Here is a 26779-nt window from a genome sequence, read left to right as displayed (position 1 = left end):
ACGGTATCGGGCTGGAGCTCCAGATCTCTGTATTGACGCACGTTCTTTGCGCGAGCCGGGATCCGGCTCGTTCGAAAATGCTTCAGGCTGACTTCAGATCAGGGCGATCAGCCACTTGATCGCAACAGCCAGGGCGACAAGACCACCGACGGTTACACCCATGCACAGGAAGCTCGCTTCCGCGCGCGGGGCCTTCGAAGTGCGAGGTTCATCCCAGAGAGCCATCTTCGTTTCCTCTGCAGACCGGACGCTCTCAATGGGCGCCACATATCTGAGGTTCGAAGCATGACTCTAATCCCTCTTTTCGAAAAGGGATATTTGCAGGCGGCGGTGAGGCGCGTTGTCGCAAATCCGTGATTTATCTGCCACCGTTTTGGATAACGGTGATCGTCATTTAAGCAACATGGCCCCGTCGCGTCTCCGTCATGCGTGCTGCCTATGCCCCGCCTCAACGAGAAACGGGGATCTGGACTCATGAACCTAATGACTTCGACGGCCTGGACAGTTCTGGCTTTGGCGATCGCGTCGCCCGCCCTGGCGGAAGCGCCTGCAGCAGCGGCTCCTGGCGCGGCGGTCGCCGAAGTCGAGGCCGTGATCGTCACCGGCACGCGCCGGGTGAACCGCACCGCCTTCGAGTCGGCGGCGCCCGTCGATGTGATCTCGCATGATGTTCTGGAGAGCATCGCGTCCGACGAGATCATGAACAAGCTGCAGGCCACGACGCCGTCGTTCAATGTTCAGCGCCTGCCGGCCGCCGATGGCCAGGCCTTTGTGCGTCCCGCGACCCTTCGCGGCCTGTCGCCCGACCAGACCCTGGTGATGGTCAACGGCAAGCGCCGCCACCGCTCGGCGGCCCTGGGCGGTCGCGGTCAGCAGGGCGTCGACATGGCCCAGTTCTCGGCCGGCGGCATGGAACGCATCGAGGTCCTGCGCGACGGCGCCTCGGCGCAATACGGGTCCGACGCCATCGCCGGCGTGATCAATGTCATTCTCAGCAGCCGGGCCGGCTTTTCGGGCTATGCCCAGACCGGCCAGTATTTCGAAGGCGACGGCGCCAAGACCGAGATCGGCGGCCGCTACGGTTTCAAGCTGGGCGAGGCCGGCTATCTGGTCGCCGCGCTCGACTATACCAACGCCGAGGCCACCTCGCGCACCCGTCAGCGTCCGGACGCCATCGCCTTCCAGGCCGCCAATCCGACCCTGAAGGTTCCCAACCCCGTGCAGCGCTGGGGTCAGCCGGACCGCAAGGTCTGGCGCTCCAGCCTCAACGCCGCCCTGCCGCTGACCGACGCGATCGAGGCCTATGGCTTCGCCACCTATACCGACAGCCAGGGCGAGACCGATTTCAACTGGCGCAATCCGTCGACCGACAGTTCCTACAAGACCAGCACGGCCTTCCCGGGCTGGACCCTGAACTCGGTCTATCCGACCGGCTTCTCGCCCAAGTTCGGCCAGGACGAGAAGGACTATCAGCTCAATGGCGGGGTTCGCGGCGACGTGGGCGCGTACCACTGGGATCTGAGCGCCGGCTTTGGCCGCGACGAGATCAACTATGTCCTGAACAACAGCATCAACGCCTCGTTCGGCCCCGAGTCGCCCACGTCGTTTGACGCCGGGACCCTGGCCCAGGAAGAGCAGTCGCTGAACCTTGACGTCACCCGGCCCCTGGCCTGGTCGTTCCTGGCCCAGCCGGCCAACCTGGCGTTCGGTGCGGAAGCCCGCAAGGAAACCTACGAGATCTCGGCCGGCGATCGCTATTCCTGGGATGTCGGGCCCGGCGCGGCCAGCGGCCTGCCCAGCGGCTCCAACGGCTTCCCGGGCTACAGCCCCACCCAGGCGGGGTCGTGGGATCAAACCAGCTATGCCGCCTATGTCGATCTGGACATGCCCGTCACCGACAAGCTGACCACGGCGGTGGCCATCCGTTATGAAGACTTCTCGGAATTTGGCTCGACCACCGACGGCAAGATCACCGCGCGCTACGAATTCACGCCGAACTTCGCCCTGCGCGGCGCGGCTTCGACCGGCTTCCGCGCCCCGACACCGGGCCAGATCTACAGCACCCGCACCTCGCAGGGCCTGAACACCACGACCCTGCTGCTCCAGACGTCGGGCCGTCTGGCGACGACCAATCCGGTGGCGGTGTTCTTCGGCGCCAAGCCCCTGAAGCCCGAAGAGTCGACCAACCTGTCGTTCGGCGGCGTCTATCGTCACGCCGGCTTCACCGCCTCGCTCGACTATTACCGCATCGACGTCGACAACCGCTTCGCCTCCTCGCAGAGCTATACGGTGACGGCGGCGATCAAGGCGCAGCTTCTGGCCCAGGGCGTGGCGGGCGCGGACTCCCTGACCACGGTGTCCTATTTCACCAACGCCTTTGACACCCGCACCCAGGGTCTGGACGCCGTGGCGGCCTGGAAGGGCGACTGGCTGGGCGGCAAGGTCGGCGTGACCGGCGCCGTCAACTGGAATGACACCAAGGTGCGCCGCGCCGATCCGGCCCAGGTCAGCACCCTGTCCAAGATCAATATCGAAGACAGTCTGCCGGAATATGCGGGCAATGTGACGCTGGACTATGCCCGCGGCCGCTACAGCCTGATGGCCCGCGTCCGCTACAGCGGTGAATGGACCGACGCCCAGCTGAACGGCACGACCAATCTGATCCAGACCTTCGGGGCCAAGACCTTCCTGGACCTGTCGGCGACGGCGCAGGTCACCGATGCGGTCAAGCTGACGGTGGGCGGGGAAAACGTGTTCAACACCTATCCCGACGAAGCCACCTTCCAGGCGTCACGCGGTCTGATCTATTCGCGCAACGCGCCCTACGACACGGACGGCGGCCTCTGGTACGCCCGCGTGGCGGTGGCGTTCTAAGGATCCTTTCTGCTGCGGGGGGCGGGCTGTCCGGCTCGTCCCCCAAGCCGGAAGGTGACAAATCGCGCCCGGACCGCTAGTTGCGCGCCATGAGCACCTCCCCCGCCGCCCAGGCCGCCCGCCGGCGCACCTTCGCCATCATCAGCCACCCTGACGCCGGCAAGACGACCCTGACCGAAAACCTGCTGCTGGCTGGCGGGGCTATCCGCGCGGCCGGCGCGGTGCGCGCCCGAGGCCAAACCCGCCGCACCCAGTCGGACTGGATGAAGATCGAGCGCGAGCGCGGGATCTCGGTGTCGGCCTCGGTGATGACGTTTGACCACGACGGTCTGATGTTCAACCTGCTCGACACCCCGGGCCACGAGGACTTCTCGGAAGACACCTATCGCACCCTGACGGCCGCCGACGCGGCGATCATGGTGCTGGACGCCGCCAAGGGCATCGAGCCCCAGACCCTGAAGCTGTTCGAGGTGTGCCGCCTGCGCGACATCCCGATCATCACCTTCATCAACAAGATGGACCGCGAGGCCCAGGACCCGTTCGAGCTGCTGGACGAGGTGTCGTCCAAGCTGGCCCTGGATCCGGCGCCGCTGTACTGGCCCGCCGGCTCGGGCGGACGCTTCAAGGGCATGCTGGATCTGCGCAAGCAGACCTTCATCCCCTATGCCAAGAAGAGCTCGAACGACGACGAGGGTCATCCTGATCCGGTGGCCCTGAACTCCAACGCCATCAGCCGCTTCCTCGACCCCGAGGAGCAGGCCGAGGTCGAGGAGGGCGCGATGCTGGTCTCCGAAGCCGCCAAGCCGTTCGACGTGCAGAGCTTCCTGGAAGGCCACATGACGCCGGTGTTCTTCGGCTCGGCTCTGCGCCATTTCGGCGTGGCCGAACTGCTGGCCGGCATCGGCGCCTATGCGCCGGCGCCGCATCCGGCCCGGGCGATGCGCAGCGGCGTCGAGACCCATGTCGCGCCCGGCGATCCCGAGGTGTCGGGCTTTGTCTTCAAGGTCCAGGCCAATATGGACCCCAATCACCGCGACCGGATCGCCTTTCTGCGCCTGACCAGCGGCCGCTTTACCCGTGGCATGAAGCTGAAGGCCCAGAACACCGGCAAGTCGATGAGCGTCAATGCGCCGGTGATGTTCTTCGCCAGCGACCGCGAACTGGCCGAGGACGCCTTCGCCGGCGACGTGATCGGCATTCCCAACCACGGCGTGCTGCGGGTGGGCGACAGCCTGTCGGAAACCGGAACCCTGCGCTTCGCCGGCCTGCCCAACTTCGCGCCGGAAATCCTGCGCCGCGTGCGGGTCAAGGATCCGCTGAAGGCCAAGCACCTGAAGAAGGCGCTGGAAGGCCTGGCCGAGGAAGGCGTCACCCAGCTGTTCCGGCCGATGCTGGGCAGTTCCGACTTCATCGTCGGCGCCGTGGGCCAGCTGCAGTTCGAGGTCATGGCCGACCGGCTGGGCGGCGAATACCAGCTGGACGTGATGTTCGAGCCCTCGCCCTATGCCGAGGCCCGCTGGATCAGCGGGACGCGCGTCGACGTCGAGGACTTCCAGGACAAGCACAAGACCGCCATGGCCACCGACATCGACGACCAGCCGGTGTTCCTGGGCAAGTCGTCCTGGGAGATCGGCTACGTCACCGAGAAATTCCCCAAGATCCGCTTCGAGCGCACGCGCGAGCGGGGCTAGGGGTGCGAAAACCTCGTCCTTCGACAAGCTCAGGATGAGGTTTTCGAATACGCCGTCGCTGAAGTAGCCCTCATCCTGAGCTTGTCGAAGGACGAGGGCGGGCCCCATGCGAAGGCATCGAGCTAACGATCCCCCTAGGCCGACAGCCCAACGGGAGGCGCGTCCAGAGCCTCGCGCAGGGCGGGCTGGCGCGAGCGGCTGACGGGCAGGGGCGCGCCCTCGCTGAGATGCAGCCGCCAGCGGTCGCCGTCGCGTTCAAGGCGCTGAGCCTGGGCCAGGTTGGCGATCACCGACCGGTGGATGCGTAAAAAGCCCGTCGGAAGCTGGGTCGCCAGGCCCTCCAGGCGCGCGGCGTGCAGCAGGCTTCGGCCGCCGACCAGCCGCAGTTCGACATAGTCGTCGGCCCCCACCACGGCCAGGATCTCGGCGATCGGAACCAGCTCGACGCCGCGCGCCGAGGCGACGGTCAGGCGGTCGGGGCGACTGGCGGCGCGGGTCAGGGCGGCTTCGCGGCCGCGGTCGTCGCGGCCCAGTCGCACCACCTCGACCATCAGCAAAGGCAGCACCAGGCTGGCGGCGAGCAGGAAGTAGGAGAAGTCGGCCAGCCATTGGGGGAACCCCAGAGCCAGGGCGAGGAACAGCGCCAGATAGGCCAGGGTCAGACGCGCGCCGGGAACCCGTTGTCGCACGCCCGCGGCAGCCGGCAGAACGGCGAGCGCCACGCCGAGGATCAGCGCCCAGACGGTCTTGTAGTCGAAGCCCGGCAGCAGGACCGTGGCCCCGACGCCGACGAGGGCGACCCCGATCATCAGCCGGCGCGCCTTGGGCAGGAAGCGGCTGGTGACATAGGCCGCCAGCAGGACCGCGAAGGCCGCCGCCAGACCCCAGATGGCGCCCATCCGCCAGGCGTGCAGGGGATAGGCATAGTTGAACACCGGCCGCAGGCTCTCGACGATGGCCTGCAGGGCCGCGACCCCGGCCATGCCGGCCAGGACCAGGCTGGAGCCCGTGCGCCGCATGGCGTGGATCACGCCGAAGCCGAACGCCGCCGCCAGCAGCGTTCCGGCGGCTACGAAGGTGACCGCCAGCAGCGCGGTGCGCTGCGGATAGGGGTAGGGCAGGACGACCATGGCGCTCATCGGACGGGCGAAGCGCAGGCCGCCATGGAAGGACGACAGACGCAGCACCAGGCTGTTGCCGCCGGGCCGCCAGGCGGTCTCGCGGATGGGAAAGATCGCCTGGTAGCGTCCGGGGACTTCCTCCTGCGCCGTGGCGCCGGGTTGGCCGTTGACGCCGAGGGGCTGGCCGTTGAGCCAAGCCTGCGACGAGGCGACGCCCGCCACATAAAGGGCGCGGGGCCGAGTGTCACCCAAGGCGAAGTTTGGGGCGTCGAGCGTTGAACGGATCCAGAGCTCGCGGCCCTGGGGATCAACGAAATCGCGGATCGGGCGGCAGTCGCTCAGCACCGGACCGGCGGGGCCGATCGCGCCCTGGCAGGCCTGCCAGGCGGTATCCTGGGCCCGCGCCAGGGTCGCAAGGCTCGTCAGGAGGAGGGTCAGGAACAGGGTTCGCCACATGCCGCCACTTTAGAGCGTCGTTCGCCGAGAAGCGCCACCACTCGCCGATCAGACGGCGCCATTGACCGAAGCGGTGTGGCGAACGGCGTGGCGGCGGGATCAGGTGTCGGCATGACCCACGCATCGCTCAACCGCCGCGCCGTGCTCGCCGCCGCCGGCCTCGTCCTCCCTGGTCTCGCCCTCTCCGGCGGGGCGTTCGCCCAGGCCCCGGCTCCGGCGCCGCCGCAACCCGGCCCCTTCCGCTTCAAGGGCTGGAAGGGTCAGGACGTCGAGGCCGAGCGCGGCGTCTTCGAGGTTCCCGAGGATCGCCGCGATCCCCGCTCGCGAAAGATCCGGCTGAGCTATGTTCGGTTCGCCTCGACGGCGGCCAAGCCTGGCCCGCCGATCGTCTATCTGGCCGGTGGCCCCGGCGGCACGGCGACCCGCGCGCTGGCCGGACCGCGCTTTCCGATCATGATGGCCCTGCGCGAGGGGGCCGACGTCATCGCCTTCGACCAGCGCGGCACGGGCCTGTCGAACCACATCCCGGACCGGCCGGTGTCGACGCGACCTTTGCCGGACTTCACCCAGGCGGGGCTGACGGCCTATTTCCGCCAGGACTTCCAGGAGGCCTGGCTCGACTGGACCAGGGCCGGCGTGGCCATGAGCGGCTACAACACCGAACAGAACGCCGACGACATCGACGATCTGCGCCGCCACCTGGGCGCGGAACAGGTCTCTCTGTGGGGCATCAGCTACGGCACGCACCTGGCGCTGAGCATGCTCAAGCGGCACGGCGACCGTGTGAACCGCGTGGCCCTGGCCAGCCTGGAGGGCCAGGACCAGACCGTGAAGCGGCCGGCGGCGGTCGACGCGCTTCTGCGCCAGGTGGACGGCCTGCTGGACGCCGACCCCGCCGTCCGCGCGGCGATCCCCGACCTGCCGGCCCTGATGCGGCGGGTGCACGCCCGGATGGAGGCGGCGCCGGTGACGATGTCCGCGACGCTGAACGGCGCGCCAGTCGAGCTGAAGCTGGGCGGCTTCGCCATTCAGTTGATGGCGGGCGGGATGATCGCCAATCCCCAGACCCTGGCCATGCTGCCGGGACTCTATCTGGCGCTCGACGCCGGCAAGACGGAGGTTCTGCAGCCCTTTGTGGGCGAATTCGCGAACATTCCGGGCATCGCCGGCATGCCCGAGGCCACGGACCTGGCGTCGGGGATTTCGCCCGCCCGATTGGCCCTGGTGCGACGCGAGGCGAAGACCGCCGTGCTGGGCGAGGCGCTGAACTTTCCGATGCCGCAGTTGCTGGGCGCCGTCCCGGGCGTCGACCTGGGCGAAGGCTTTCGGGCGCCGATCCGTATCGACCATCCGGCCCTGCTGGTCGCCGGGACGCTGGACGGCCGCACGCCGATGTCCGAGCAGGACGAGGTGGCGGCGCAGTTCCAGCACAAGTCGCGGGTGATCGTCGAGAACGCCGGCCACAACGTCTTCGAGGCCCATCCCGACGTGCAGACCCTGCTGGTGCGGTTCTTCCGCGGCGAGGCCGTGGCCGACACCCGGCTGTCCCTGCCGCCGCCGACGTTCAAGCTGGCGTGATGGGGCTCGCCTGCGCCTAAAGCTTCAGGGAGAGAGGCCGGCGCCTTGTCATCGGCGCGCGGGCGCGAAATGAGTGCGTTCTCCTCTCCGTCCCGGAACCCGCCCATGACCGCGCCCCTCACGATCGGCCCCCTTACGATCGGCCTCGTCGCCCATGACGACCGCAAGGCGGCGCTGGTCGCCTGGTGCCTGAACCATGCGAGGTTCCTGGCCGACAAGACCCTCTTCACCACCGGCACGACGGGCGGACGGATCCTCGAGGCCCTGCCGGACCTGAACCTCACCCGCCTGAAAAGCGGCCCACTGGGGGGCGACCTGCAGTTGGGCGCCTTGATCGCCGAAGGGCGGCTGGACGTGCTGATCTTCTTCGTCGACCCGCTGTCGCCCCAGCCGCACGATGTCGACATCAAGGCGCTGATCCGCATGGCGACCCTGGCCGACATCCCCTTCGCCTGCAATCCGGCGACGGCGGACCTGATCGTCGCGGGGCTGGTCTAGCCTTCCTGGACCTAGCCGGGGAACTTCAGCAGGTTCGGCTTGGGGATCGCCGCCTTGAAGCCGCCGCGGGTCTTGGCGGTGTCGCGGCCAAAATCAGCCCAGGCCAGCAGGAAGCCGGCGGCGGGCGTCTCGGCCGCCAGCGGGACCAGGTTCAGCACCGGACGGGCGGCCACGGCGGCGCGGGCCGCCGCCCAGGCGTCGGGCTCCAGCGTCGCATAGGCCCCGTCGGCGCTGACCAGTTCAGCCGCCAGCTCAGGGACGGCGAAGTGCAGGGTCACGGGGGTGTCCGGGGCTGTGTCCGACAGGCTGGCCAGGGCTTGGGTCAATCCGGTCAGGGCCATGCAGGCGGCGCTGGTCCGGCGATCGCCGCCGGCGACGCCGGCGATCGCCGCCGCGCCGGTCTGGCCCCCGGTCCGTCGCACGAAGGCATAGCCGCCATAGCCGGGATCAGGCCGACACAGACTGGCGGTCCAGAGGATGATGGACATGGGCGCTCCCTCGATATTTTGGCCGATATCTAGCGCATTTTGCCGGCGAGGGCAGGGGAGACGGCCGGTTCCCTGGTTTCCCGGAGGGGCGGGAGTGGAACGAAAAGTAAACGGAGCGTTAAATTTGATGGTTAACGTCATCTTTGCGTTGGTGAACAATGTTCTAACAACATCGGTCAGCAGCCCGCCCGCGCCCGGTCGCTCCGGCAAGAATTGTGCCAGTTTGGGCCAAAAGGCGCCAAAACAGTCGATCGGGGCGCGCTTTTTTGGGGCGGCGCAACTATTTATGGTTAACGGCGCGTAAACACGTATTAACCACTTGTTAATCGCTCTGGCTCCGGCTTTGCTTCTGATGCGTTGAAACCTTGCCGGACGTCCCGGCTTGGGACGGTCCGTGTGCGGAGATGCGCGTCGATGTTTGAGTTCGGTCGTGATCTGAAACGTCTCTTCGGTGTTGACGCCGGAGCGGACGCCAAGTCGTCCTCCCATCGTGAGGGCCTGACCGGCGGCGACACGTCGCTGCTGGAGCTTCTGGACATTCGGTTGCTGACCAATGAGGCGCGCTCGGCCGATGTCGCCGCCGGCCGCATCGGGGCCAGGGATCGCGGCGCCCGGTTGCTGGAAGCCGCCGTCGTCTGGCGCGAACTGGCCCGCCGGTCCGGCGACGCCGCCGCGCTGCGCAAGGCCGCCTCGCACGCCGAGGCCGCCGGCAAGATCTTCGAAAGCGAGCGCCGCCTGGACGCCCTGGCCTCGACGCGCTGCGAGCAGGCGGTGCTAGCCATCCTGGGCGCCGATCTGTTTGGCGATGAGGGACTTCACGCCGCGGCGGGCGCGGCCCTGACCCTGGCGCGGACCGCGCCCAGCCAGCGCTGCGGCCTGGCCATGGCCCTGGTGGCCGGCCTCGACGGCCGCGCCGGTCTGGCCGAGAACAATGTCGATCGCGCCCTGGCGGCGGTCCAGGCCTATGACGCCCCGCTGCGGGCCCTGGCCCAGGCCAAGCGGGTCAAGGGCGGTTCGGCCCGGCTGCTTCTGGCCGAACAGCGCGCCGCGCGGATCGAACTGATCCTGACCTGCGGCGGGCGTCTGAAGGATCGCGCCCTGACCCATCTGGCGGTCACCGAGGCGACCACAGCCGTCGCGGCCCTGGATCCCGACTTCGAGCCCCTGGCCTGGTCGCGGCTGGAAGGCCTGCGCGGAACGGCGCTGGTCCAACTGGGCGACCTGGACGGCGAACTGACCCACATCGCCGACGGTGTTGAAGCGCTGAACGCCGCGCTGGAACCGCTGTCGATGGATCACAGCCCGATGGACTGGGCCCGGGCCCAGGCCGCTCTGGGCGCCGGCCTGCAGGCCATCGGCGAGGCCACGACCTCCGACCGCGCCTTCGAGCAGGCGGTCACCTGCTATGATCGCGCCACCCAGGTGCTGAAGGTCCAGCCGGCCCTCGCCCTGCGCGCGGTGGTCGCCAATAACCGGGCGCTCAGCCTGGCGCGCTGCGCCGAGCTGACGGCGGATCTGGCGGTGCTGGACGCTGCCGAGATGGCCTTCAAGACCGAACTGGCCGCCACGCCGGGCGCTCGCGATCCCGCCTCCTGGGCGGTGGCGCAACTGAACCTGGCCCGGGTGTATGAAGCCCGGGTCGAGATCACCGGCCGCGATGACGGCCGGCTGGACCGGGCGGCCGTGGCCCTGGCCTGCGCGTTTGACGTGTTCGCCGAGCTTGGCCTGCGCTCGCTGACCGACCTGGCGGCACAGGGCCTGCAACGGTTGAAGGCGGCCCACGCTCACTGACCCTTATCGGGACACTGGAGGCGGACAGGCCGCCGCATCGAAACAAGGTCGACGCGTCGCGAGGGCGGCGGGATCGACCAAGACTATCAGGGACGAAATCGTGATTGCTTCGCTTGTTCTCGCCGCCGCTCTGTCCAACATCGCGCCGACCAAGAGTCCTTCGGATCTGCTGATTCCGGCCTCGCAACCCCACGAAGCGGTCGCGATCCTCAACTGCCTGGTGACCAATGACGGTCGCCTGACCGACTGCACCGTCCAGGGCGAGAGCTCGCCGGAACTGGGCGTCGGCGACATGGCCCTGAAGATGGCCTCGCAGTTCAAGGTCGACCTGCTGGGTCCCGACGGCAAGAGCCGCGCCGGGTCGTTCATGCAGGTGCCGGTGCGCATCCGGATTCGCTAGGGCGTGCTTTCGGTGGGTGAGATTTGGGCTGGTTTCGAGCCTAGTCGGTTGTCAACGCCGTGCGTCCTTCGAGGCCCGCTGCGCGGGCGCCTCAGGATGAGGCGTTTTTTGGCGACTGAATTCCTCATCCTGAGGTGCGAGGCGTAGCCGAGCCTCGAAGGACGCAGTGTGGCGACCGCCCACCACCCTGTGTGGACGGCTCCCTGTCGGCAAGGATGTTCTTGAGCTATCTGCAGGGCTGGTCGGTGCGGCCATGTGTTCGGCCTGTCGATGCGGCGCTGAAGGGCCGCGGGCCATAATGCCTTGATCGCGCGTGCCGGGCCCCAACCATTCTCACGCACTCAAGGTGCAGGGTGGTAAAGCGGGGTCTCCCGATCCGGCGGTTTCAACCGTCTTTCTGCATTAGCTCCAGTTCGCCCTTTCCAACTTCGTGAGCGCGATCGGCCGCGCGTAGCTTAAGCGGCGAGCGGCTCGTGATAGCGCTCGCCGTTCATCATCATGGCCCAGACGGTGCGGGCGGTCTTATTGGCCAGCGCAACAGCGGCGATCTTCGGCTTCCGCCGAGCCAGAAGCTGCTCCAGCCAGGGACGCCCTCTCGCCGATTGCTTGGCGTAGCGGATCACCGACATGGCGCCGACGACGAGCATCTGACGCAGGTAGCGATGGCCCGCCTTGCTGATCGAGCCCAATCGCTCCTTTCCGCCGCTAGAGCTCTGTCGCGGGACCAAGCCGATCCAGGCGGCCAGGTCACGGCCCGATCGGAAGATGCCTGGATCGGCGACTGTGGCGACCAGGGCGCTGGCGAGCAGCGGGCCAACGCCGGGGATCGTCATCAGCCTTCGCCCGAGGTCTGTGCTTCGAGCATCGGCCAGGATCCTGCGATCGTTCTCTAGGATCTGCGCCTTCACGACAGTCAGTTGAGCGACGAGCATTTTCAGGGAGGTACGCGCGCCTGTCGGCAGGCGGTGATCTTCAGCGTCGGCGACGACCTCGAGCAGTTGCTCCAGCCCCAAACGGCCAATCGGCGCGACGATCCCGAACTCAGCCAGGTGAGCCCGTAGCGCGTTCGAAAGCTGGGTGCGCTGGCGACTGAGGATCAGCCGCACCCGGTGCAACATCATCGCGCTCTGCTGGTCGGGGGTCTTGATCGCGACGAACCGCATCGTCGGGCGGGTCACGGCCTCGCAGATTGCCTCCGCATCAGCCGCGTCGTTCTTGCTGCGTTTGACGTAGGGTTTCACGTACTGCGCCGGCATCAGCTTCACTTCGTGGCCGAGCGCGACCAGCTCGCGAGCCCAGTGGTGGGACGAGGCGCAGGCCTCAATGCCGACAAGGCACCCCGGCTGTTTGGCGAAGAACGGCAGCAACTGCGAGCGCCGGATCTGGCGCCGAACCACGACCTCTCCGGTCGCATCTACCCCGTGAACCTGGAACACCGACTTGGCGAGATCCAGACCTATCGTAATCACCTGACCCATGGCTCTCCTCCTATTCTGGAGCAGCTATGCTCCCGTGGATGGTGAGAGCCGTCCACAGCATCATTCACTGACCTTCGCGAAGTCCGCTTCCGGGCGTCTCATCTCGCTGCGCGCCCTCGGGTCCAAGCCCCGGCCCACCCGACCGCCACCCCAACCCCTAACGCCCTGTTAACCATACTCGCCGCATCCTGAACCCTCGATTCCCTGCCCGGTTCGGGCGCGTGAGTGAGGCCTCTGGATGACCGGCGCGGAAGTTCTTGATGTCGGTCGCGACGCGATCTGGCTGACCCTTCAACTGTGCGCGCCGATCCTGATTGTCGGTCTCGTGGTCGGTGTCACGATCGGCCTGTTCCAGGCCCTGACCCAGATCCAGGAAGCCACCATGGTCTATGCCCCCAAGATCGTGGCGATCTTCGTGTCGCTGCTGATCTTTCTGCCGATGATGGGCGCGCTGATGTCCGCCTTCATGCGCCAGATCGCCGCCCGCATCGCCGGCATGTAGGGGAGGCGAGGGGCGTTTGGACTCCTACGCGACAGCCGCTCAGGTCTATGTCGGCGGCCTCGTCTTCGCACGGGTCGGGGCCATGGTCATGCTGATGCCGGGTATCGGCGACAACTCCGTGCCGCCGCGGATCCGTCTGGCCTTCGCCCTGCTGATGGCCATGCTGTTGGCGCCCCTGGTCCAGAAAACGGTCGGCGGCGTGCCCACCACGGTGGGCGGCCTGTGGGGGCAGGTGATCCACGAGATCCTGATCGGTCTGATGATCGGCGCGGTGCTGAAGCTGTTCTTCACCGCCCTGTCGACGGCCGGTGAAATCGTCTCGATGCAGACCACCCTGTCGTTCGCCCAGAGCACCAACCCGTCGATGGGCCAGTCCAGTACGGCGGTGTCGACCTTCCTGTCGATGCTGGGCCTGACCCTGATCATGGCCACCGACATGCATCACCTGTTCATCGGAGCGATCGTCAAGTCGTACGACCTTTTCCCGTTCACGCGAGCCGTGCCGGTCAATGATGCGGCCGCCCTGGCGGTGCGAACGGTGGCCGACAGCTTTTCACTGGGCGTGCAACTGGCCGCGCCGGTGATCGTGTTCTCGCTGGTGTTCAACCTGGCCGTCGGCCTGGTGGGCCGGGTGATGCCGTCGTTCCAGATCTTCTTCGTGGCGTCTCCGCTCAGCGTGATCCTGGGCCTGTCTTTGCTGGCCCTCAGCCTTGGCGGCATCGCCATGGTCTGGACCGACCGCTATCGCGACCTCCTGGCTGTGTTCACCTAGGAGCGGGCCATGGCGGAAGACACCGAAAACGACTCGAAAACAGAAGAACCGTCAGCCAAGAAGCTGTCGGACGCCAAGGCCAAGGGCGACACCGCCAAAAGCGCCGACGTCCCGCAACTGGCCGCCCTGACCGGCGCGGTGTCGGTCATCCTGCTGGCCGGCGGCTGGCTGACCCGCGACCTGATGGCGGCGCTGCAGCCTTTCCTGGCCCATGCCGGCCAGACCGACCTGACCAGCGGCGGCGCGGTGGTCATCGCGCGGCAGGCCATTCTGGCCGCCTTGCCGCCCGTGGTGCTGGTGATGGTGACCAGCGCCTTCCTCGGCGCCAGCGCGCATGTGGCCCAGACGGGCTTCATGCTGACCCCCGAGAAGATCAAGCCGGACTTCAAGAAGCTGGACCTGATCAAGGGGGTCGGCCGACTGTTCGGCATCGATGGCCTGGTGCAGTTCGCCAAGTCGGCGACCAAGTTCATCGTCACCGCGATCATCGCCTACTACGTGCTCAAGCCCTATACGGGCGAAGTGATCAATCTGGTCGGCATGGAGGTGGGGGCCTTGCTGCCGGAGACCATGAAGCTGGCCTCCAGACTGTTCATGTCCGTGCTTCTGCTTCTGGCCATCACCGCCGGCTTTGACTGGTTCTGGCAGCGTCAGCGGTTCATGACCCGCATGCGGATGACGCTGCAGGAGGTCAAGGACGAGTTCAAGCAGTCGGACGGTGACCCGCACGTCAAGGCCAAGCGCCGGCAGATCCAGATGCAGCGCTCGCGTCAGCGCATGATCCAGGCCGTGCCCAAGGCCACGGTGGTGGTCATGAACCCGACCCACTACGCCGTGGCCCTGAAGTATGAGGCCGGTGAGACCCCCGCGCCGCTGTGCGTGGCCAAAGGCATGGACGAGCTGGCCCTGAAGATCCGCGCCATCGCCGAGGAGCACGGCGTGCCGGTTCTGGAAGATCCGCCTCTGGCCCGCGCCCTCTACGCCACGGTGGAGATTGATGACGAAATCCCCGCCGAGCATTTCGAGGCGGTGGCCAAGATCATCGGGTTCATCATGAACGGCAAAAAACCAAAGGCTAGCGCTCGGCCGCTCTAAAACCCATTATAAAACAAGCGCGCTCCTCGCCTCCCATTAAAGAGTATCCTCGTCACGGCTCCAGGTGAGTCGCGACCTGATCGCTGAAACAAGGAATTTCTTCGTCCATGGCGCAAACGCCCGTCCAGGACATCGCCGAAACCGGCCCGCGCCGTCGCTTCGACCCCTATATCTGGGGCGCAGCGGTATTTTTCGTGGCCGCGGCGGGCCTGGCGGCGGTTCCAGCCCTGCGCGCCGGGCCGGCCACCCTGGCTGGACTGCTGCTGCTGGGCGGCGTCGCCGGCGTCGCGATCCTGGGTCTGGTCGCCATTCGGGCCTCGGCCCAGCATGAAAGCGACAACGACGCGGCGGAAGGCTTCATCGACGCCCTGAGCGAGCCGACGGCCCTGGTGGTCGCCGACGGTCGGCTTTTGGCGACCAATGCCGCCTGGCGCGCGGTGATGGGCGAGGCCCGTCGCCTGCCCAAGGGCGTGTCGGGATCGGGCCTGTTCGCCGCCCTGGTGCGGGCCCGCAAGGGCGAGATGGCCGAGGGCCTGTTGCGCGCCGACGGCGCTGACCGTGTCGCCACGGTCTCGCGTCTGGCCGGAGGCCGCCTTCTGGTGCGCCTGGCGCCGCCCGTCGCGGCCGAGGTGATCGCCGCAGAGTTGCCGTCCGCCCCGGTGATCGAGGCCGCCGCGCCGCCGCCGGGTTCGCTGGACGCCTTCTCCGGCGCTTCGCCGTTCGGCGCGGCCCTGCTGGAGGGGCTGGACCCGTTCAATTCCCGTATTCTGGAAGCCAATCCGGCTTTGACCGCGATGGCGGGGCCCAGCGCCAAGGCCGGCGTGCTGTTTGGCGAACTGATCGAGCCGGTCACCCGCACCGAGGCCGAGACCCGGATGGCCGGCGGCAAGGCCGGACCGTTCGAGGTGCGTCTGTCGCGCGACCCCACCCGCATCGCCCATCTCTATCTCTACCGGGCCGAGGGGCGGCTGGTCGCCTACATGATCGACGTGTCCGAGCAGAAGCAGATCGAGCTGCAGCTGGCCCAGGCCCAGAAGATGCAGGCGATCGGCCAGTTGGCCGGCGGCGTGGCTCACGATTTCAACAACCTGCTGACCGCTATCCAGCTGCGGCTGGACGAGCTGCTGCACCGTCACCCAGTCGGCGACCCGTCCTATGAGGGTCTCAACGAGATCCGCCAGACGGGCGTCCGCGCCGCGGATCTGGTGCGCAAGCTGCTGGCCTTCTCGCGCAAGCAGACCGTTCAGCGCGAGGTGCTGGATCTGGGCGAGCTGATCAGCGAGTTCGAGGTGCTGCTGCGCCGCCTGCTGCGTGAAGACGTCAAGCTGATCACCGACTACGGCCGCGACCTGCCCAAGGTGCGGGCCGACAAGAGCCAGCTGGAAACGGCGGTCATGAACCTGGCCGTCAACGCCCGCGACGCGGTGCGCGCCGCCAAGGGCGGCGGCGTGGTTCGTATCCGCACGGCGCGCCTGACCCAGGAAGAAGCGATCTCGCTGGGCTTCCCCGGCGCCGACGGCGACACCGCCTTCATCGAGGTCAGCGACGACGGCCCCGGCATCCCGCCCGACGTCATGGGCAAGATCTTCGACCCGTTCTTCACCACCAAGCCGGTGGGCGAGGGCACCGGTCTGGGCCTGGCGACGGTGTACGGCATCGTCAAGCAGAGCGACGGCTGGATCCATGTCCACAGCCGGCCGGACGAAGGCTCGGCCTTCCGCATCTTCCTGCCGGTTCATGAGCAGACCCAGGCCGCGATCGCCGAGGCCGCCGCCGTCGCCGCCGCGCCGCCCAAGGCCCGCCCGCCGCGCGATCTGTCCGGCGCCGGCCGCATCCTGTTCGTCGAGGACGAGGACGCCGTGCGCGGCGTCGCCGCCCGTCTGCTGCGGGCGCGCGGCTATGAGGTTCTGGAGGCCTGCGACGGCGAGGAAGCGCTGCTGATCGCCGAGGCCCACGCCGGCACCATCGACCTGCTGATCAGCGACGTGATCATGCCGGGCATCGACGGTCCGACCTTGCTGAAGAAGGCGCGCGGCTATTTGGGCAATGCGCCGGTGATGTTCATCAGCGGCTATGCCGAGGCCGAGTTCAGCGACCTGCTGGAAGGCGAGACCGGCGTGACCTTCCTGCCCAAGCCGATCGACATCAAGACCCTGGCCGAGCGCGTCAAGCAGCAGCTGCAGGCGGCTTAGGGACCGGCGAGAGGTGAAGCGGGGGCGCTCAGCCCCCGCCCCCGCGTTCAGGCGTGGTTGATCGCCGTGACGATCTGATCCTTCGTATGGCCGGTCAGGTCCTTGGCGATTTCGCCGACCAGCTTGGCCTGGAGCGGCTTGCCCCAATGCTTGCGCAGCTCGCCCAGCGTCTTGGGGGCGGCGATAACCAGCAGATGGTCGAAGTCGCCCGACAGGGCCTGGGCGTTGAGCATCGTCGCCACGCCGGCGGCATAGCCGTCTTCCGCCTTCGTGCTGTCATCGGGATTGGCGGCGCTTGACGGGTGGCCGTTTGCGCTGGCGGCGCCGGCCTCGATGTCGGGCGCCGTCATGGCGGACAGTTGCGGCTCGTGATCGCCGGTGTTCTTGAACATCACCAGCTTTTCGCCGTCGACAACAGCGACCGTAGCGCCCTTGGGAAGTATCATGTCGCGTATCCTCTTACTGTGAGGCACGCTAACGGGCGGGAACCGGGGGAGTTGCCCTAGAAGCTGGCGACCGTCAGCGACGGCGCGGGTTGCGAGGGCTTTCGGCCCAGATTCATGCACGGCGTTTCGATCAGCCGGTAAGAGATCGAGGCCGCCGCCGTGACCAGCAGCATCACCACCAGGAACCCCTCCGGCGCGGCGATCTTCGCGCCATAGGCGGCGTTGGCGGACTGCACCAGCGGCATGGCCAGCAGGATCGCCAGCGGATGCAGCAGATAGATCCCGAAGCTGCGCTGACCCAGGAACACGCTGAACCTGTTGACCAAGGCCTTGTCCGGCGACAGCACCTGGGACAGCACGATGAACGGAAAGGCCAGGCCGATGCCGTACTGCTCGACATCCACGCCCCAGACGGTGAAGTGGCCCAGTTTCAGCACCGCCATCAGCGGCCAGATGGCCAGGCCGGTGGCCAGCAGGACGTAGTGCGCGTCCCTCAGCTTGGACAGTATGCCGCTGCGGTAGATGTGGAACGCCACCAGCCCGGTCATGAAATGCGGCAGCTGGGTGATGATGTTCATATAGGCGTACGAGGTGGCGTGGCCGATCGCCCTCTGGAACAGGATCGCCACCACGATCGAGGCCGCATACAGGGCCAGGCTGGAGCGCCAGTCCCGAGCGGCCAGGAAGATCAGCGGCAGCAGGGCGTAGAAGATCATCTCGACGCCGATCGACCAGCCGGCCCAGGCGATGCTCTCATGCAGGCCGGGCACGAAGCCGAACAGGAAGGTGATATTGGCGAGGATCGCGAAGAAGCTCGGCGCCTGATCGAACTTGACCCACATCACCGTCAGCCAGACGGGCAGCAGCGCATAGAACAGCGGCGCGATGCGCAGGAACCGCCGCATGCCGTATTGCTTCAGAGCCGTCCGGGTCTTGAGCTTTCCGTAATAGCCGATGCTGAGCGAGAAGGCCGACAGCATGTAGAACAGCGGCACCGCCAGGCCCAGGCGGTAGACGACCTCGGTGCTCCAGGCCGGCAGGGCCAGCGCGTTGAGCAACACGGTATGATAGATGACGATGCAGACGGCGGCGGCGCCGCGCAGCGCGTCCAACCCTTCAAATCGACCGCCGACCTCTGAGCCGGAGGCCCTGATCGCCGGGGCAGGGGAAACGTCGAGGAGCGGCGTATCGAACGTTCCGCTTACCGCACTAACGCCACTCATACCCAACCCGCCGGCCAATACAGACCGAAAAGCGTAGGCTAAACTTTAGGTCGCATCAACTCAGCCAAAGGTAATTTTATGCCGTCGGCGCGGCTATTCCGGCGGGCAGCCCTTGAACTCGCCGACCTTGCTGACCGAAAGGGTCGCCAGGTTCAGCTTCATGAGCGGCGCCATCGAGGCGCGGCCCGAACCGCTGAACAGGTCCAGCTTCAGACCCTTGATCGCGCCGCCGATGTCGGAGGCGTACCAGTACCCGTCATGGACGCCGCCATCGGGCATCGGCAGGCCGACGGTTTCCTTGATGAACAGCACGGTGCGGCGCGGGATCACGCTCTTGTCGACCGCGACGGTGCGCATCGCCACCACCTTGCAGCCCAGGGAGTCCAGCCCACGAATGCCCTTGGCCCCGGCGTGATAGAGGGTGGCCTTCATCTTCCATTCCAGCGAGCCGGGAATGGTCCCCGTGAGCGCGCCCGTGATCAGGTCGCCCAGCGGATCAGCCGTCGAGGCGGAGTCCGAGGCGGCGGCGAAGGCGGGGAGGGCGGTGGACATGGCCAGGACGGCCAAAATTCCGGCGAGCGTGCGACGCATCGAGGGAATCCTCTTATCGGCGTATCTGTCGGTCGATCTGTTGGATAGTCCGATCACGGGCGCGTGACAACCCTTTGGAGGCGGCGATGGCGTTGCGGATCTACGGCGACATGAAATCGGGCAATTGCCTGAAGGTGAAATGGGTCGCGCAGCAGATGGGCCTGGCGTTCGACTGGGTCGAAACCGATGTCCTGAAAGCCGAGTCGCGAACGGCCGAATTCCTGGTCCTCAATCCGGCGGGGCAGGTTCCGGTCGTGATCCTCGCGGACGGCCGGGCCCTGGCCCAGTCCAACGCCATCATGCTGCATCTGGCCGAAGGCTCGGCTTTGATCCCTGCGGACGCCTATGATCGCGCCAGGATGTTTGAATGGCTGTTTTGGGAGCAGTACAGCCACGAGCCCTATGTCGCCGTGGCCCGTTTCCAGATGCTCTATCTCGGCAAGCCCGAGTCGGCGCTCGACGCCAAGTTGGTCGAGCGCGGCGCAGCGGCTCTGGCGCGCCTGGAAACACAACTGAAACAGACGTCCTATCTGGTCGGCGCGCAGCTCACTCTGGCGGACATCGCTCTGGTGGCCTACACCCGGGTCGCCCACGAGGGTGGTTTCGATCTGTCTGTGTATCCGGCTGTGCAGGCCTGGGTCGGCAGAGTCGAAGCGGCGCTCGGCCTCTAGCTTTTCTTGTTTGTCGGAGCTTCCATGTCGCGTCTGTCGTCCAGCCTCAAGGTTCTCGTCGTCGCCGCGGCCCTGGCCGCGCCGACCAATTCAGCCCTGGCCTGGGGGGCTTCCGGCCACCGCCTGGTCGGCGTGCTGGCCGCGCAGAGTCTGCCGTCCGATGTCCCCGCCTTCCTGCGCACCCCGACCGCCGTGGCGACCATCGGCGAATATGCCCGCGAGCCGGACCGCTCGAAGGGTTCGGGCAAGCTGCATGACACCGATCGGGATTCTGCCCACTTCCTGGATATCGACGACCAGGGCCGCATGTACGGCGGGCCGATGTTCACGGTGGCCGACCTGCCGCCGACCCGAGCCGACTATGAGACCGCACTGCGGGCCGCCGGAACCGACAGCTGGAAAGCCGGCTATCTGCCCTATGCGATGATCGACGGTTATCAGCAGCTGGTGAAGGACTTCACCTATTGGCGCATCCTGGTGGTCGCCGAAAAGCGCGAAACCGACGCCACCAGGAAGGCCTACTACGCCGCCGATCTGAAGCGCCGCGAGGACCTGCTGATCCGCGATCTGGGCGTCTGGGCCCACTATGTCGGCGACGGCAGCCAGCCGATGCACCTGTCGGTCCACTATAATGGCTGGGGCGACTACCCCAATCCCAATGGCTACACCCAGTCCCGTTCGACCCACTTCAACTTCGAGGGGCCCCTGGCCAAGGCCGTCGGCGACGAAGCTGAGGTCAAGGCGCTGATCCCGGCCTATGCCGACTGCGCCTGTTCGGTGGAAACCCGCGTCGTCGGCTATCTGACCACGACCTGGAAGCAGACCGAGCCGCTCTATGCGCTGGAGAAGGCGGGCGGCCTGACCGAGACGGATCCCCGCGGCAAGGCCTTCGCCCAGGCGCGACTGGCGGCCGGCGCCGCGGCCCTGCGCGACCTGGTGGTCGACGCCTGGAGGGCCAGCGCCAAGGGCACGATCGGCTATCGCCCCGAGATCAGCGTTGAAGAGGTCGAGACCGGCAAGGCCGATCCCTGGCTCGATCTGTACGGCAAGGACTGAAGGCTTGCTGTCGTTCGGCCAGCCGGTCGCGGGGCTGGACTATTTCAATCGCCCGGCCGCTTTCGGCGTCGTTGAGAACGACCGGGGCGAGATCGCCCTGGTGCGTGTCAGCAAGCCTGGCAAGCCGCCCTATTTCGATCTGCCGGGCGGCGCCGTTGACGGCGTTGAGACCGAACCGCAGGCCGTCGTTCGCGAGTTCGGCGAGGAGACGGGCCTTGTTGTCGAGGTCGATCGTCTGATCGTCGCGGTCTCGCAGTATTTCCTGAAGTCCGACGGCCAGCCGGTCCGCAACTACGGCGGTGTGCATGCGGCGCGGAAGGTCGGCGAGGATCCGGCGCTGAAGGTCGAGGACGACCATAAGCTGGTCTGGCTGGATCCGCGCGACGCGGTGGTCGCCCTGCGCCACGACGCCCATGCCTGGGCGGTCGCGGCCTGGATGCGTCGAGGCTGATCAGGCGGCTGCGAAGTCGCGGGCCGAGTGGTTCTGGCTCTGATGGATCGGCAGGACGAAGCTGACCGTGGTGCCTTCGCCCGGGGTGCTGATCATGTCCAGCGTGCCGTCGTGCATCTCGATCAATGACTTGGTCAGGGCCAGGCCCAGGCCCGTGCCCTGGGTGGTCTTCGAAAGCTGGCTTTCCACTTGCTCGAACGGCCTGGCCAGTCGGGCGAGGTCTTCCTTGGCGATGCCGATGCCCGTATCGGTGACCGAGACCCGCACCCGTTCGCCCAGCGGATCGCGGCGCGTCTCGGCGCGGATCGTGATGCTGCCGGCTCGCGGGGTGAACTTGATGGCGTTGGAGAGCAGGTTCAGCAGCACCTGCTTGACGGCGCGATAGTCGGCCTCGATCTCGGGCAACTGCGGGAAGTCGATGACCAGCTTCAGACCCGCGGCCTCGGCGCGGTTGCGGACCAGGCGCACCGCGTCCTCGGCGACGTCTTCCAGCGCCAGCGGCTCGAACTTCAGGTTCATCTTGCCGGCCTCGATCTTCGACATGTCGAGGATGTCGTTGATCAGGGCCAAGAGGTGCTGGCCGCTGTTGTGGATGTCGAGGCTGTAGCCCTTGTAGCGCGGGTCGCCCAGCTGGCCGAACATCTCGTTCATCATGATCTCGGAGAAGCCGTTGATGGCGTTCAGCGGCGTCCGCAGCTCGTGGGACATATTGGCCAGGAACTCGCTCTTGGCCTTGTTGGCGCCCTCGGCCTTGACCTTCTCGGTCTCGTACTTGCGGGCCAGTTCGGCCAGCTGCTCCTGGCTGCGCTCCAGACCATTGACGGCGTTTTGCAGCTGTTCCTCGTTGAGGCGCCGGGCTTCTTCCTGGTTCTTGATGGCGGTGATGTCGGCGGCGGTCATCACCAGGCCGCCTTCGGCGGTGCGGCGTTCGCTGATCTGGATCCAGCGGCCGTCATTCAGCTCGGCCTCGCGAACGCCCTTGGCGCCGTCGGGACCCGGATGGTCCTGCTTGATAGCCAGGGCCGCGAAGCGGTTGACCTCGGCGCGCGGCGCGCCCGGCTTCAGCAGCTTGGGCTCCAGATTGAAGACGCTGCGATAGTTGCGGTTGCACATCAGCAACCGGCCCTGGCGGTCCCACAGCACGAAGGCTTCCGAGACGCTTTCGATGGCGTCGCGCAGGCGGTTTTCGGCGGCCTGGGCGCGGGCCTGGGCCAGACGCTCCTCCGTCACGTCAAGGGCCACGCCGATGATGCGGACATAGCCGTCCTGACCGGGCTTGCCGAAGCCCTGGCCGCGGGCGTCGATCCAGATCGAACGACCGCCCTGCTGGGTGGCGGGGACGCGGAACGAGACGTCGAAGGCGCCGTACATGGCGGCGTTGGCCAGGGCCTGACGAACGCGCTCGCGGTGGTCGATCGAAATGCGATCCAGCAGTTCCTGCCCGGACACCACGCCGCCGCCGCCCCAACCGAACATCGCGCCGGTGACGTCCGAGACGAATACCTGATCGCCGCGCAGGTCCCATTCCCAGATGCCGCAGCGGGCGGCTTCGACGGCGAGGCGGAAGCGTTGCTCGCTGTCGACGAATTCGCGATGGGCGACCTCGGCCTTGCGGCTCTGCAGCATCAGCAACAGGGCCAGGGCGATGCCGACGCCCAGAGGGGCCAGCAGGTTCAGGGCGCCGGCCATGACTTCGCGGTCCACATTGGCGACCGTGCGCGACGGCGCGCCGGCCACGGCCAGCAAAGCGCCGTCTGCGAGAGGTTCGACAGCGACGTCCAGTACGGTCCCGTTGGGCGCTTGTCCCCTCAGGGCCGCGGTCTGGCCGCCGACGTCCTCCATCGACAGGGCGAAAGCCTCGCGGAAGGTGGTCATGCCCTGGGCGCTGCGGCCCTGCACGGCGATCAGCCGACCGTCAGGCAGGGCGATGGCGCGGGCGCCGTTCTTGCCGGGATCGCTGAGCAGGCGGGAGGGGTCGCCGCTGGCGATGATGAAACCGCGCCCGGCCGAAGCGGCGGCGACATAGAGGCGGCCGGTGTCACCCACCGCGCCAACCCATAAAGACCGTCCCGAGCCAGCCGCCGCCCGGGCGGCGGCCTTCCAGTCGGCGGTCGGGTCGCGTCCGGCGACGGCAAGCACGCCGGTGGGCGAGGCGACCGCGACCGCTATGGCCTCGCCGCCGCTGGCGCGCAGCGCGATCTCGGCGGCGTCCATGGTGGCGGCGGGATCACGCTGGAGAATGTCGGAGGCGGCGGAAAGACCGGCGCGCTGGGCGGCCAGATTGGCCTCTATGCGGCTGGCGACCAGACTGGCCTCGGCGGCTAGCGGCGCGCCGCCGGGGGCCATCTCGGCCTCCTGCTGCAGCCGCTTGACGCCGAATGCCGTGTAGACGGCCAGCAGCAGGAGGGCGGCGAGAATAGCGATGCGGACATAGGCCTGCGATGGCGCTCGCACGGTCATCGACCGCACGGCGCCCGCCACGGAAGACCCGGCTTCAGCCGGCCTCCCGGGTCTCGCAGCCCCAACTCGCAAACGCGCGGCTCCCCTAGGGCCAGCCCCCGGGCTGGCGTCATGTCCTCGGCGAGTCACTTCGCCACGTCCTGAATCTATCGCACCGCCAAGGGGTGCGTCACGGACGATCGATCAATTTGGCGGGCGATGAGCCCATTGGTCGCAAGAGCGTCGCCGCAGCGGGGCCTAAGAGGCGGCGATCAGCGTCAATCCAGCGCCTTGGTCGCCAGTTCGAGCACGTTCTTGGACAGTCCCGGATGGGCGGCGACGCCTTTCAGCGCCTCGCGCATCTGGGCGCCCAGGGCCGGATCATAGCGGCGCCAGCTGCCCAGGGCCTCGACCAGGCGGGCGGCCGTCATCGGGTTATAGGCGTCCACGGCCAGGATCTTTTCGGCCAGGAAGCGATAGCCCGCGCCGCTGGGATCGTGGAACCGCGCCGGATTGAAGTTGGCGAAGGTCGAAACCAGGGCCCGGAAGCGGTTGGGGTTTGAGGCGTCGAAATCGGCGTGACGGGTGAGGGCGATGATCCGCTCCAGGGCGTTGGGCGAGGGATCGCGGGCCTGGACGGCGAACCACTTGTCCAGCACCAGCGGTTCGTCGCGCCACTGGGCGTGGAACGCCGCCAGCGCCGCGTCGCGCGGCTCGCCGCCGATCTGCACCAGGGCCGACAGCGCGCCCATGGCGTCGGTCATGTTGGCGGCGGCCTGGAAGTGACCGACGATGCGCTCGACATTGACCGCGTGCGGGTCGGCGGTCAGCAGGTCGGCGCAGGCGTTGCGCAGGGCGCGTTTGCCGGCCGCGCCGGCGCTGGCCGAGAACTCGCCGGCGCTTTGCAGCGCACCGTGTAGGCCGCGCAGCAGGTCGCCCAGATGCACCGCGATGCGACCGCGCAGGGCGTTGCGGGCGGCGTGGATCGCCGCCGGATCGGCGGGCTCCATGGCCAGTGACAGGTCCGGCTCGCTGGGCAGGGCCATCAGCAGGGCCCGGAAGGCCGGCTCGGAGGCTTCGTCCGTCAGCGCCCTACCCAGGGCCTCGGCAAAGCGCTCCTCGCCGACCTCGTCGGGGGTCCCGGCGGCGCGGCTGAGGATCAGGTCGCGCGCCAGGGTCTGGCCAGCTTCCCAGCGGTTGAACAGGTCGGGGTCGGCGGCGAACAGGGTGTAGCGATCCGCCGGCCGCGCGTCCGTGGTCAGGTTCACCGGCGCGGAGAAGCCGCGCAGGGCCGAGATCACCGGGGCCTGCGCCACGCCGCTCCAGCGCACGGTCTTGCTGGGACCGTCGAGAACCACGACCTCACTGTCGCGCAGCGGCGCGCCCTCGGCGTCGAGCAGGCCGATGGTCACCGGGATGGGCAGGGGATGCTTGGTCGGTTGGCCGGGCGTCGGGGCCGTGGCCTGGGTCAGGGTGAGTTCCAGCGTCCTCGCCGTCTCGTCATAGGCGCTGGTCAGCGACACCGCCGGGGTGCCGGCCTGTTCGTACCAGGCGAAGAAGTCGGTCAGGTCCTGACCAGAGGCGTCGGCGAAACAGGCGATGAAGGCTTCTACCGTGGTCGCTTCGCCGTCATGGCGCTCGAAATAGAGGTCCGCGCCCTTCCGGAACGCCTCGGCGCCCAGCAGGGTCTTGAGCATGCGGATGATCTCCGCGCCCTTTTCGTAGATCGTCGCGGTGTAGAAGTTGTCGATCTTCATATAGCTGGACGGCCGCACGGGGTGGGCCAGGGGGCCGGCGTCCTCGGCGAACTGCCGGGCGCGCAGGGCGCGAACGTCCTTGATCCGCTGCACGGCCGCGCCGCGCTGATCGGCGCTGAAACTCTGGTCGCGGAAGACCGTGAAGCCCTCCTTCAGGCACAGCTGGAACCAGTCGCGGCAGGTGATGCGGTTGCCGGTCCAGTTGTGGAAGTACTCATGGGCCACGACCGCCTCGATGCGCTCATAGTCCATGTCTGTCGCGGTTTGGGGATCGGCCAGCAGCAGGGAGCTGTTGAAGATGTTCAGCCCCTTGTTCTCCATTGCCCCGAAATTGAAGTCGCGCACGGCCACGATCATGAACAGGTCCAGGTCGTATTCGCGCCCAAACGCGTCCTCGTCCCACTTCATCGAACGCTTCAGGCTATCCATGGCGTAGGCGCCGCGCGGGGCCTGGCCGGGATCGACGAACACCTTCAGGGCGACGGTCCGGCCGGTCATGGTGACAAAGCTGTCCTCCAGCACGTCCAGTTCGCCCGCCACCAGGGCGAACAGATAGGCGGGCTTGGGGAAGGGGTCGTTCCAGACGGCGAAGTGGCGATTGCCGTCCAGTTGTCCCCTGTCGATCAGATTGCCGTTGCTCAGCAGATGCTGGAACCCGGCGTCGGCTTCGATCCGCGCCGTGTAGCGGCTCAAGACGTCTGGGCGGTCGGGGAAGAAGGTGATGGTGCGGAAGCCTTCGGCCTCGCACTGGGTGCAGAAGCGGCCGCCGGACATGTAGAGGCCCATCAAAGCCTTGTTGGCGGCCGGATTGATCTCAACCTCGGTGGTCAGCACGAAGGCGTCGGGCACGTCGTGCAGGGTCAGGCCCTCGGCGTCGAGGGCGTATTGATTGGCGCTCCTGTTCTGGCCGTCGATAGCGACCGAGATCAGCTTCAGCCGCTCGCCGTTCAGGACCAGGGGCTCGCCCGCCGCGCCGGTTCGCTTGATCTTCAGCGTGGCGCGCACCCGCGTCGCCTCGGGCTGCAGATCGAAGACCAGGTCGGTGGTCTCGATGTCGAACGGGAAGGGGCGGTAGTCGACGAGGCGGATGGCCTGGGGAGTGTCTGTGCGCATGTCGGCAATGTAGTCGGCGGGCACGGTCTGGGCGAGGGCCCTTAAGTAATATGCGTACGGCCAGAAGCCCTAAATTCCGTAGGGATTTGTTCCGGA

At 67.4% G+C, this 26779-nt stretch carries 22 protein-coding genes; 13 read left to right on the top strand and 9 right to left on the bottom strand.

The window, feature by feature from the left end; translation table 11 throughout:
- Positions 1-93 precede the first annotated feature (93 nt).
- A complete protein-coding gene (locus ACW18B_RS17955; protein ID WP_492048372.1) occupies positions 94-225 on the bottom strand; it encodes a hypothetical protein in 132 nt (43 codons plus the stop codon).
- 249 nt (positions 226-474) lie between these two features.
- Between ACW18B_RS17955 and ACW18B_RS17950 the strand changes: the two genes are divergently transcribed.
- Positions 475-2874 carry a TonB-dependent receptor plug domain-containing protein gene (locus tag ACW18B_RS17950; protein ID WP_492048371.1) on the top strand — a complete coding sequence of 800 codons (2400 nt, stop codon included), beginning with the start codon at positions 475-477 and terminating at the stop codon, positions 2872-2874.
- Between the two features lie 89 nt (positions 2875-2963).
- The gene (locus tag ACW18B_RS17945) at positions 2964-4565 is read left to right on the top strand and encodes a peptide chain release factor 3 (protein ID WP_492048370.1); all 1602 of its coding nucleotides are present in this window, start codon (positions 2964-2966) and stop codon (positions 4563-4565) included.
- Between the two features lie 134 nt (positions 4566-4699).
- On the opposite strand, the gene ACW18B_RS17940 is transcribed toward ACW18B_RS17945, so the two are convergent.
- A complete protein-coding gene (locus ACW18B_RS17940) occupies positions 4700-6142 on the bottom strand; it encodes a LytTR family DNA-binding domain-containing protein (protein ID WP_492048369.1) in 1443 nt (480 codons plus the stop codon).
- Between the two features lie 111 nt (positions 6143-6253).
- On the opposite strand from ACW18B_RS17940, the gene ACW18B_RS17935 reads away from it, so the two are divergent.
- Together ACW18B_RS17935 and ACW18B_RS17930 are read left to right on the top strand one after the other, a co-directional pair.
- The gene (locus tag ACW18B_RS17935; RefSeq protein WP_492048368.1) at positions 6254-7720 is read left to right on the top strand and encodes an alpha/beta hydrolase; all 1467 of its coding nucleotides are present in this window, start codon (positions 6254-6256) and stop codon (positions 7718-7720) included.
- Positions 7721-7825: 105 nt separating this feature from the next.
- A complete protein-coding gene (locus tag ACW18B_RS17930) occupies positions 7826-8218 on the top strand; it encodes a methylglyoxal synthase (RefSeq protein WP_492048367.1) in 393 nt (130 codons plus the stop codon).
- A gap of 11 nt (positions 8219-8229) precedes the next feature.
- Here ACW18B_RS17930 and ACW18B_RS17925 read toward each other — a convergent pair whose 3' ends face one another.
- Positions 8230-8706, bottom strand: a complete 477-nt coding sequence (locus ACW18B_RS17925) for a ribonuclease H (RefSeq protein WP_492048366.1) — start codon at positions 8704-8706, stop codon at positions 8230-8232.
- 414 nt (positions 8707-9120) lie between these two features.
- Here ACW18B_RS17925 and ACW18B_RS17920 point away from each other — a divergent pair, with 414 nt between their 5' ends.
- Both ACW18B_RS17920 and ACW18B_RS17915 read left to right on the top strand, forming a co-directional pair.
- Positions 9121-10497: a hypothetical protein gene (locus tag ACW18B_RS17920; RefSeq protein ID WP_492048365.1), complete on the top strand. Its 1377-nt coding sequence runs from the start codon at positions 9121-9123 to the stop codon at positions 10495-10497.
- A gap of 100 nt (positions 10498-10597) precedes the next feature.
- The gene (locus ACW18B_RS17915; RefSeq protein ID WP_492048364.1) at positions 10598-10897 is read left to right on the top strand and encodes a TonB family protein; all 300 of its coding nucleotides are present in this window, start codon (positions 10598-10600) and stop codon (positions 10895-10897) included.
- A 455-nt stretch (positions 10898-11352) separates the two neighbouring features.
- On the opposite strand, the gene ACW18B_RS17910 is transcribed toward ACW18B_RS17915, so the two are convergent.
- A complete protein-coding gene (locus ACW18B_RS17910; RefSeq protein ID WP_492048363.1) occupies positions 11353-12375 on the bottom strand; it encodes an IS110 family RNA-guided transposase in 1023 nt (340 codons plus the stop codon).
- Positions 12376-12613: 238 nt separating this feature from the next.
- Here ACW18B_RS17910 and fliQ point away from each other — a divergent pair, with 238 nt between their 5' ends.
- The 4 genes from fliQ (at position 12614) to cckA (ending at position 16936) form a co-directional block, all read left to right on the top strand.
- Positions 12614-12877 carry a flagellar biosynthesis protein FliQ gene (fliQ, locus tag ACW18B_RS17905; RefSeq protein ID WP_492048362.1) on the top strand — a complete coding sequence of 88 codons (264 nt, stop codon included), beginning with the start codon at positions 12614-12616 and terminating at the stop codon, positions 12875-12877.
- A 16-nt stretch (positions 12878-12893) separates the two neighbouring features.
- Positions 12894-13649 carry a flagellar biosynthetic protein FliR gene (gene fliR / locus ACW18B_RS17900; RefSeq protein WP_492048361.1) on the top strand — a complete coding sequence of 252 codons (756 nt, stop codon included), beginning with the start codon at positions 12894-12896 and terminating at the stop codon, positions 13647-13649.
- Positions 13650-13658: 9 nt separating this feature from the next.
- Positions 13659-14744 (top strand): flagellar biosynthesis protein FlhB, encoded by a 1086-nt coding sequence (gene flhB, locus ACW18B_RS17895; protein ID WP_492048360.1) that lies wholly within the window; start codon positions 13659-13661, stop codon positions 14742-14744.
- Between the two features lie 107 nt (positions 14745-14851).
- Positions 14852-16936 (top strand): cell cycle histidine kinase CckA, encoded by a 2085-nt coding sequence (gene cckA / locus ACW18B_RS17890; RefSeq protein WP_492048359.1) that lies wholly within the window; start codon positions 14852-14854, stop codon positions 16934-16936.
- A gap of 47 nt (positions 16937-16983) precedes the next feature.
- On the opposite strand, the gene ACW18B_RS17885 is transcribed toward cckA, so the two are convergent.
- The 3 genes from ACW18B_RS17885 to ACW18B_RS17875 all read right to left on the bottom strand — a co-directional run bounded on the left by ACW18B_RS17885 (position 16984) and on the right by ACW18B_RS17875 (position 19196).
- A complete protein-coding gene (locus ACW18B_RS17885) occupies positions 16984-17382 on the bottom strand; it encodes a host attachment family protein (RefSeq protein ID WP_492048358.1) in 399 nt (132 codons plus the stop codon).
- Positions 17383-17438: 56 nt separating this feature from the next.
- Positions 17439-18494, bottom strand: coding sequence for an acyltransferase family protein (locus tag ACW18B_RS17880; protein ID WP_492048357.1), 1056 nt, complete (start codon positions 18492-18494; stop codon positions 17439-17441).
- Positions 18495-18698: 204 nt separating this feature from the next.
- A complete protein-coding gene (locus ACW18B_RS17875) occupies positions 18699-19196 on the bottom strand; it encodes a 3D domain-containing protein (RefSeq protein ID WP_492048356.1) in 498 nt (165 codons plus the stop codon).
- Between the two features lie 86 nt (positions 19197-19282).
- On the opposite strand from ACW18B_RS17875, the gene ACW18B_RS17870 reads away from it, so the two are divergent.
- From ACW18B_RS17870 to ACW18B_RS17860, 3 genes are read left to right on the top strand one after another with little or no spacing between them, the layout of a single operon-like run.
- Complete coding sequence (locus ACW18B_RS17870; protein ID WP_492048355.1) at positions 19283-19867, top strand: glutathione S-transferase family protein; 585 nt, start codon at positions 19283-19285, stop codon at positions 19865-19867.
- A 24-nt stretch (positions 19868-19891) separates the two neighbouring features.
- Complete coding sequence (locus tag ACW18B_RS17865; RefSeq protein ID WP_492048354.1) at positions 19892-20923, top strand: phospholipase C/P1 nuclease family protein; 1032 nt, start codon at positions 19892-19894, stop codon at positions 20921-20923.
- A gap of 4 nt (positions 20924-20927) precedes the next feature.
- Entirely contained in the window at positions 20928-21374 is a 447-nt protein-coding gene (locus ACW18B_RS17860) for an NUDIX domain-containing protein (RefSeq protein WP_492048353.1), read from the top strand.
- On the opposite strand, the gene pleC is transcribed toward ACW18B_RS17860, so the two are convergent.
- On the bottom strand, positions 21375-23834 hold the full coding sequence (gene pleC / locus ACW18B_RS17855) for a cell cycle histidine kinase PleC (protein WP_492051774.1): 2460 nt from the start codon (positions 23832-23834) through the stop codon (positions 21375-21377).
- A 257-nt stretch (positions 23835-24091) separates the two neighbouring features.
- A complete protein-coding gene (pepN, locus tag ACW18B_RS17850; RefSeq protein ID WP_492048352.1) occupies positions 24092-26683 on the bottom strand; it encodes an aminopeptidase N in 2592 nt (863 codons plus the stop codon).
- Positions 26684-26779: the final 96 nt, after the last annotated feature.

This window comes from Caulobacter sp. FV2ps19 (genome assembly GCF_058681035.1).
Note: the sequence above shows the minus strand (reverse complement) of the source record. Positions and strands in the feature narration are given on the sequence as shown.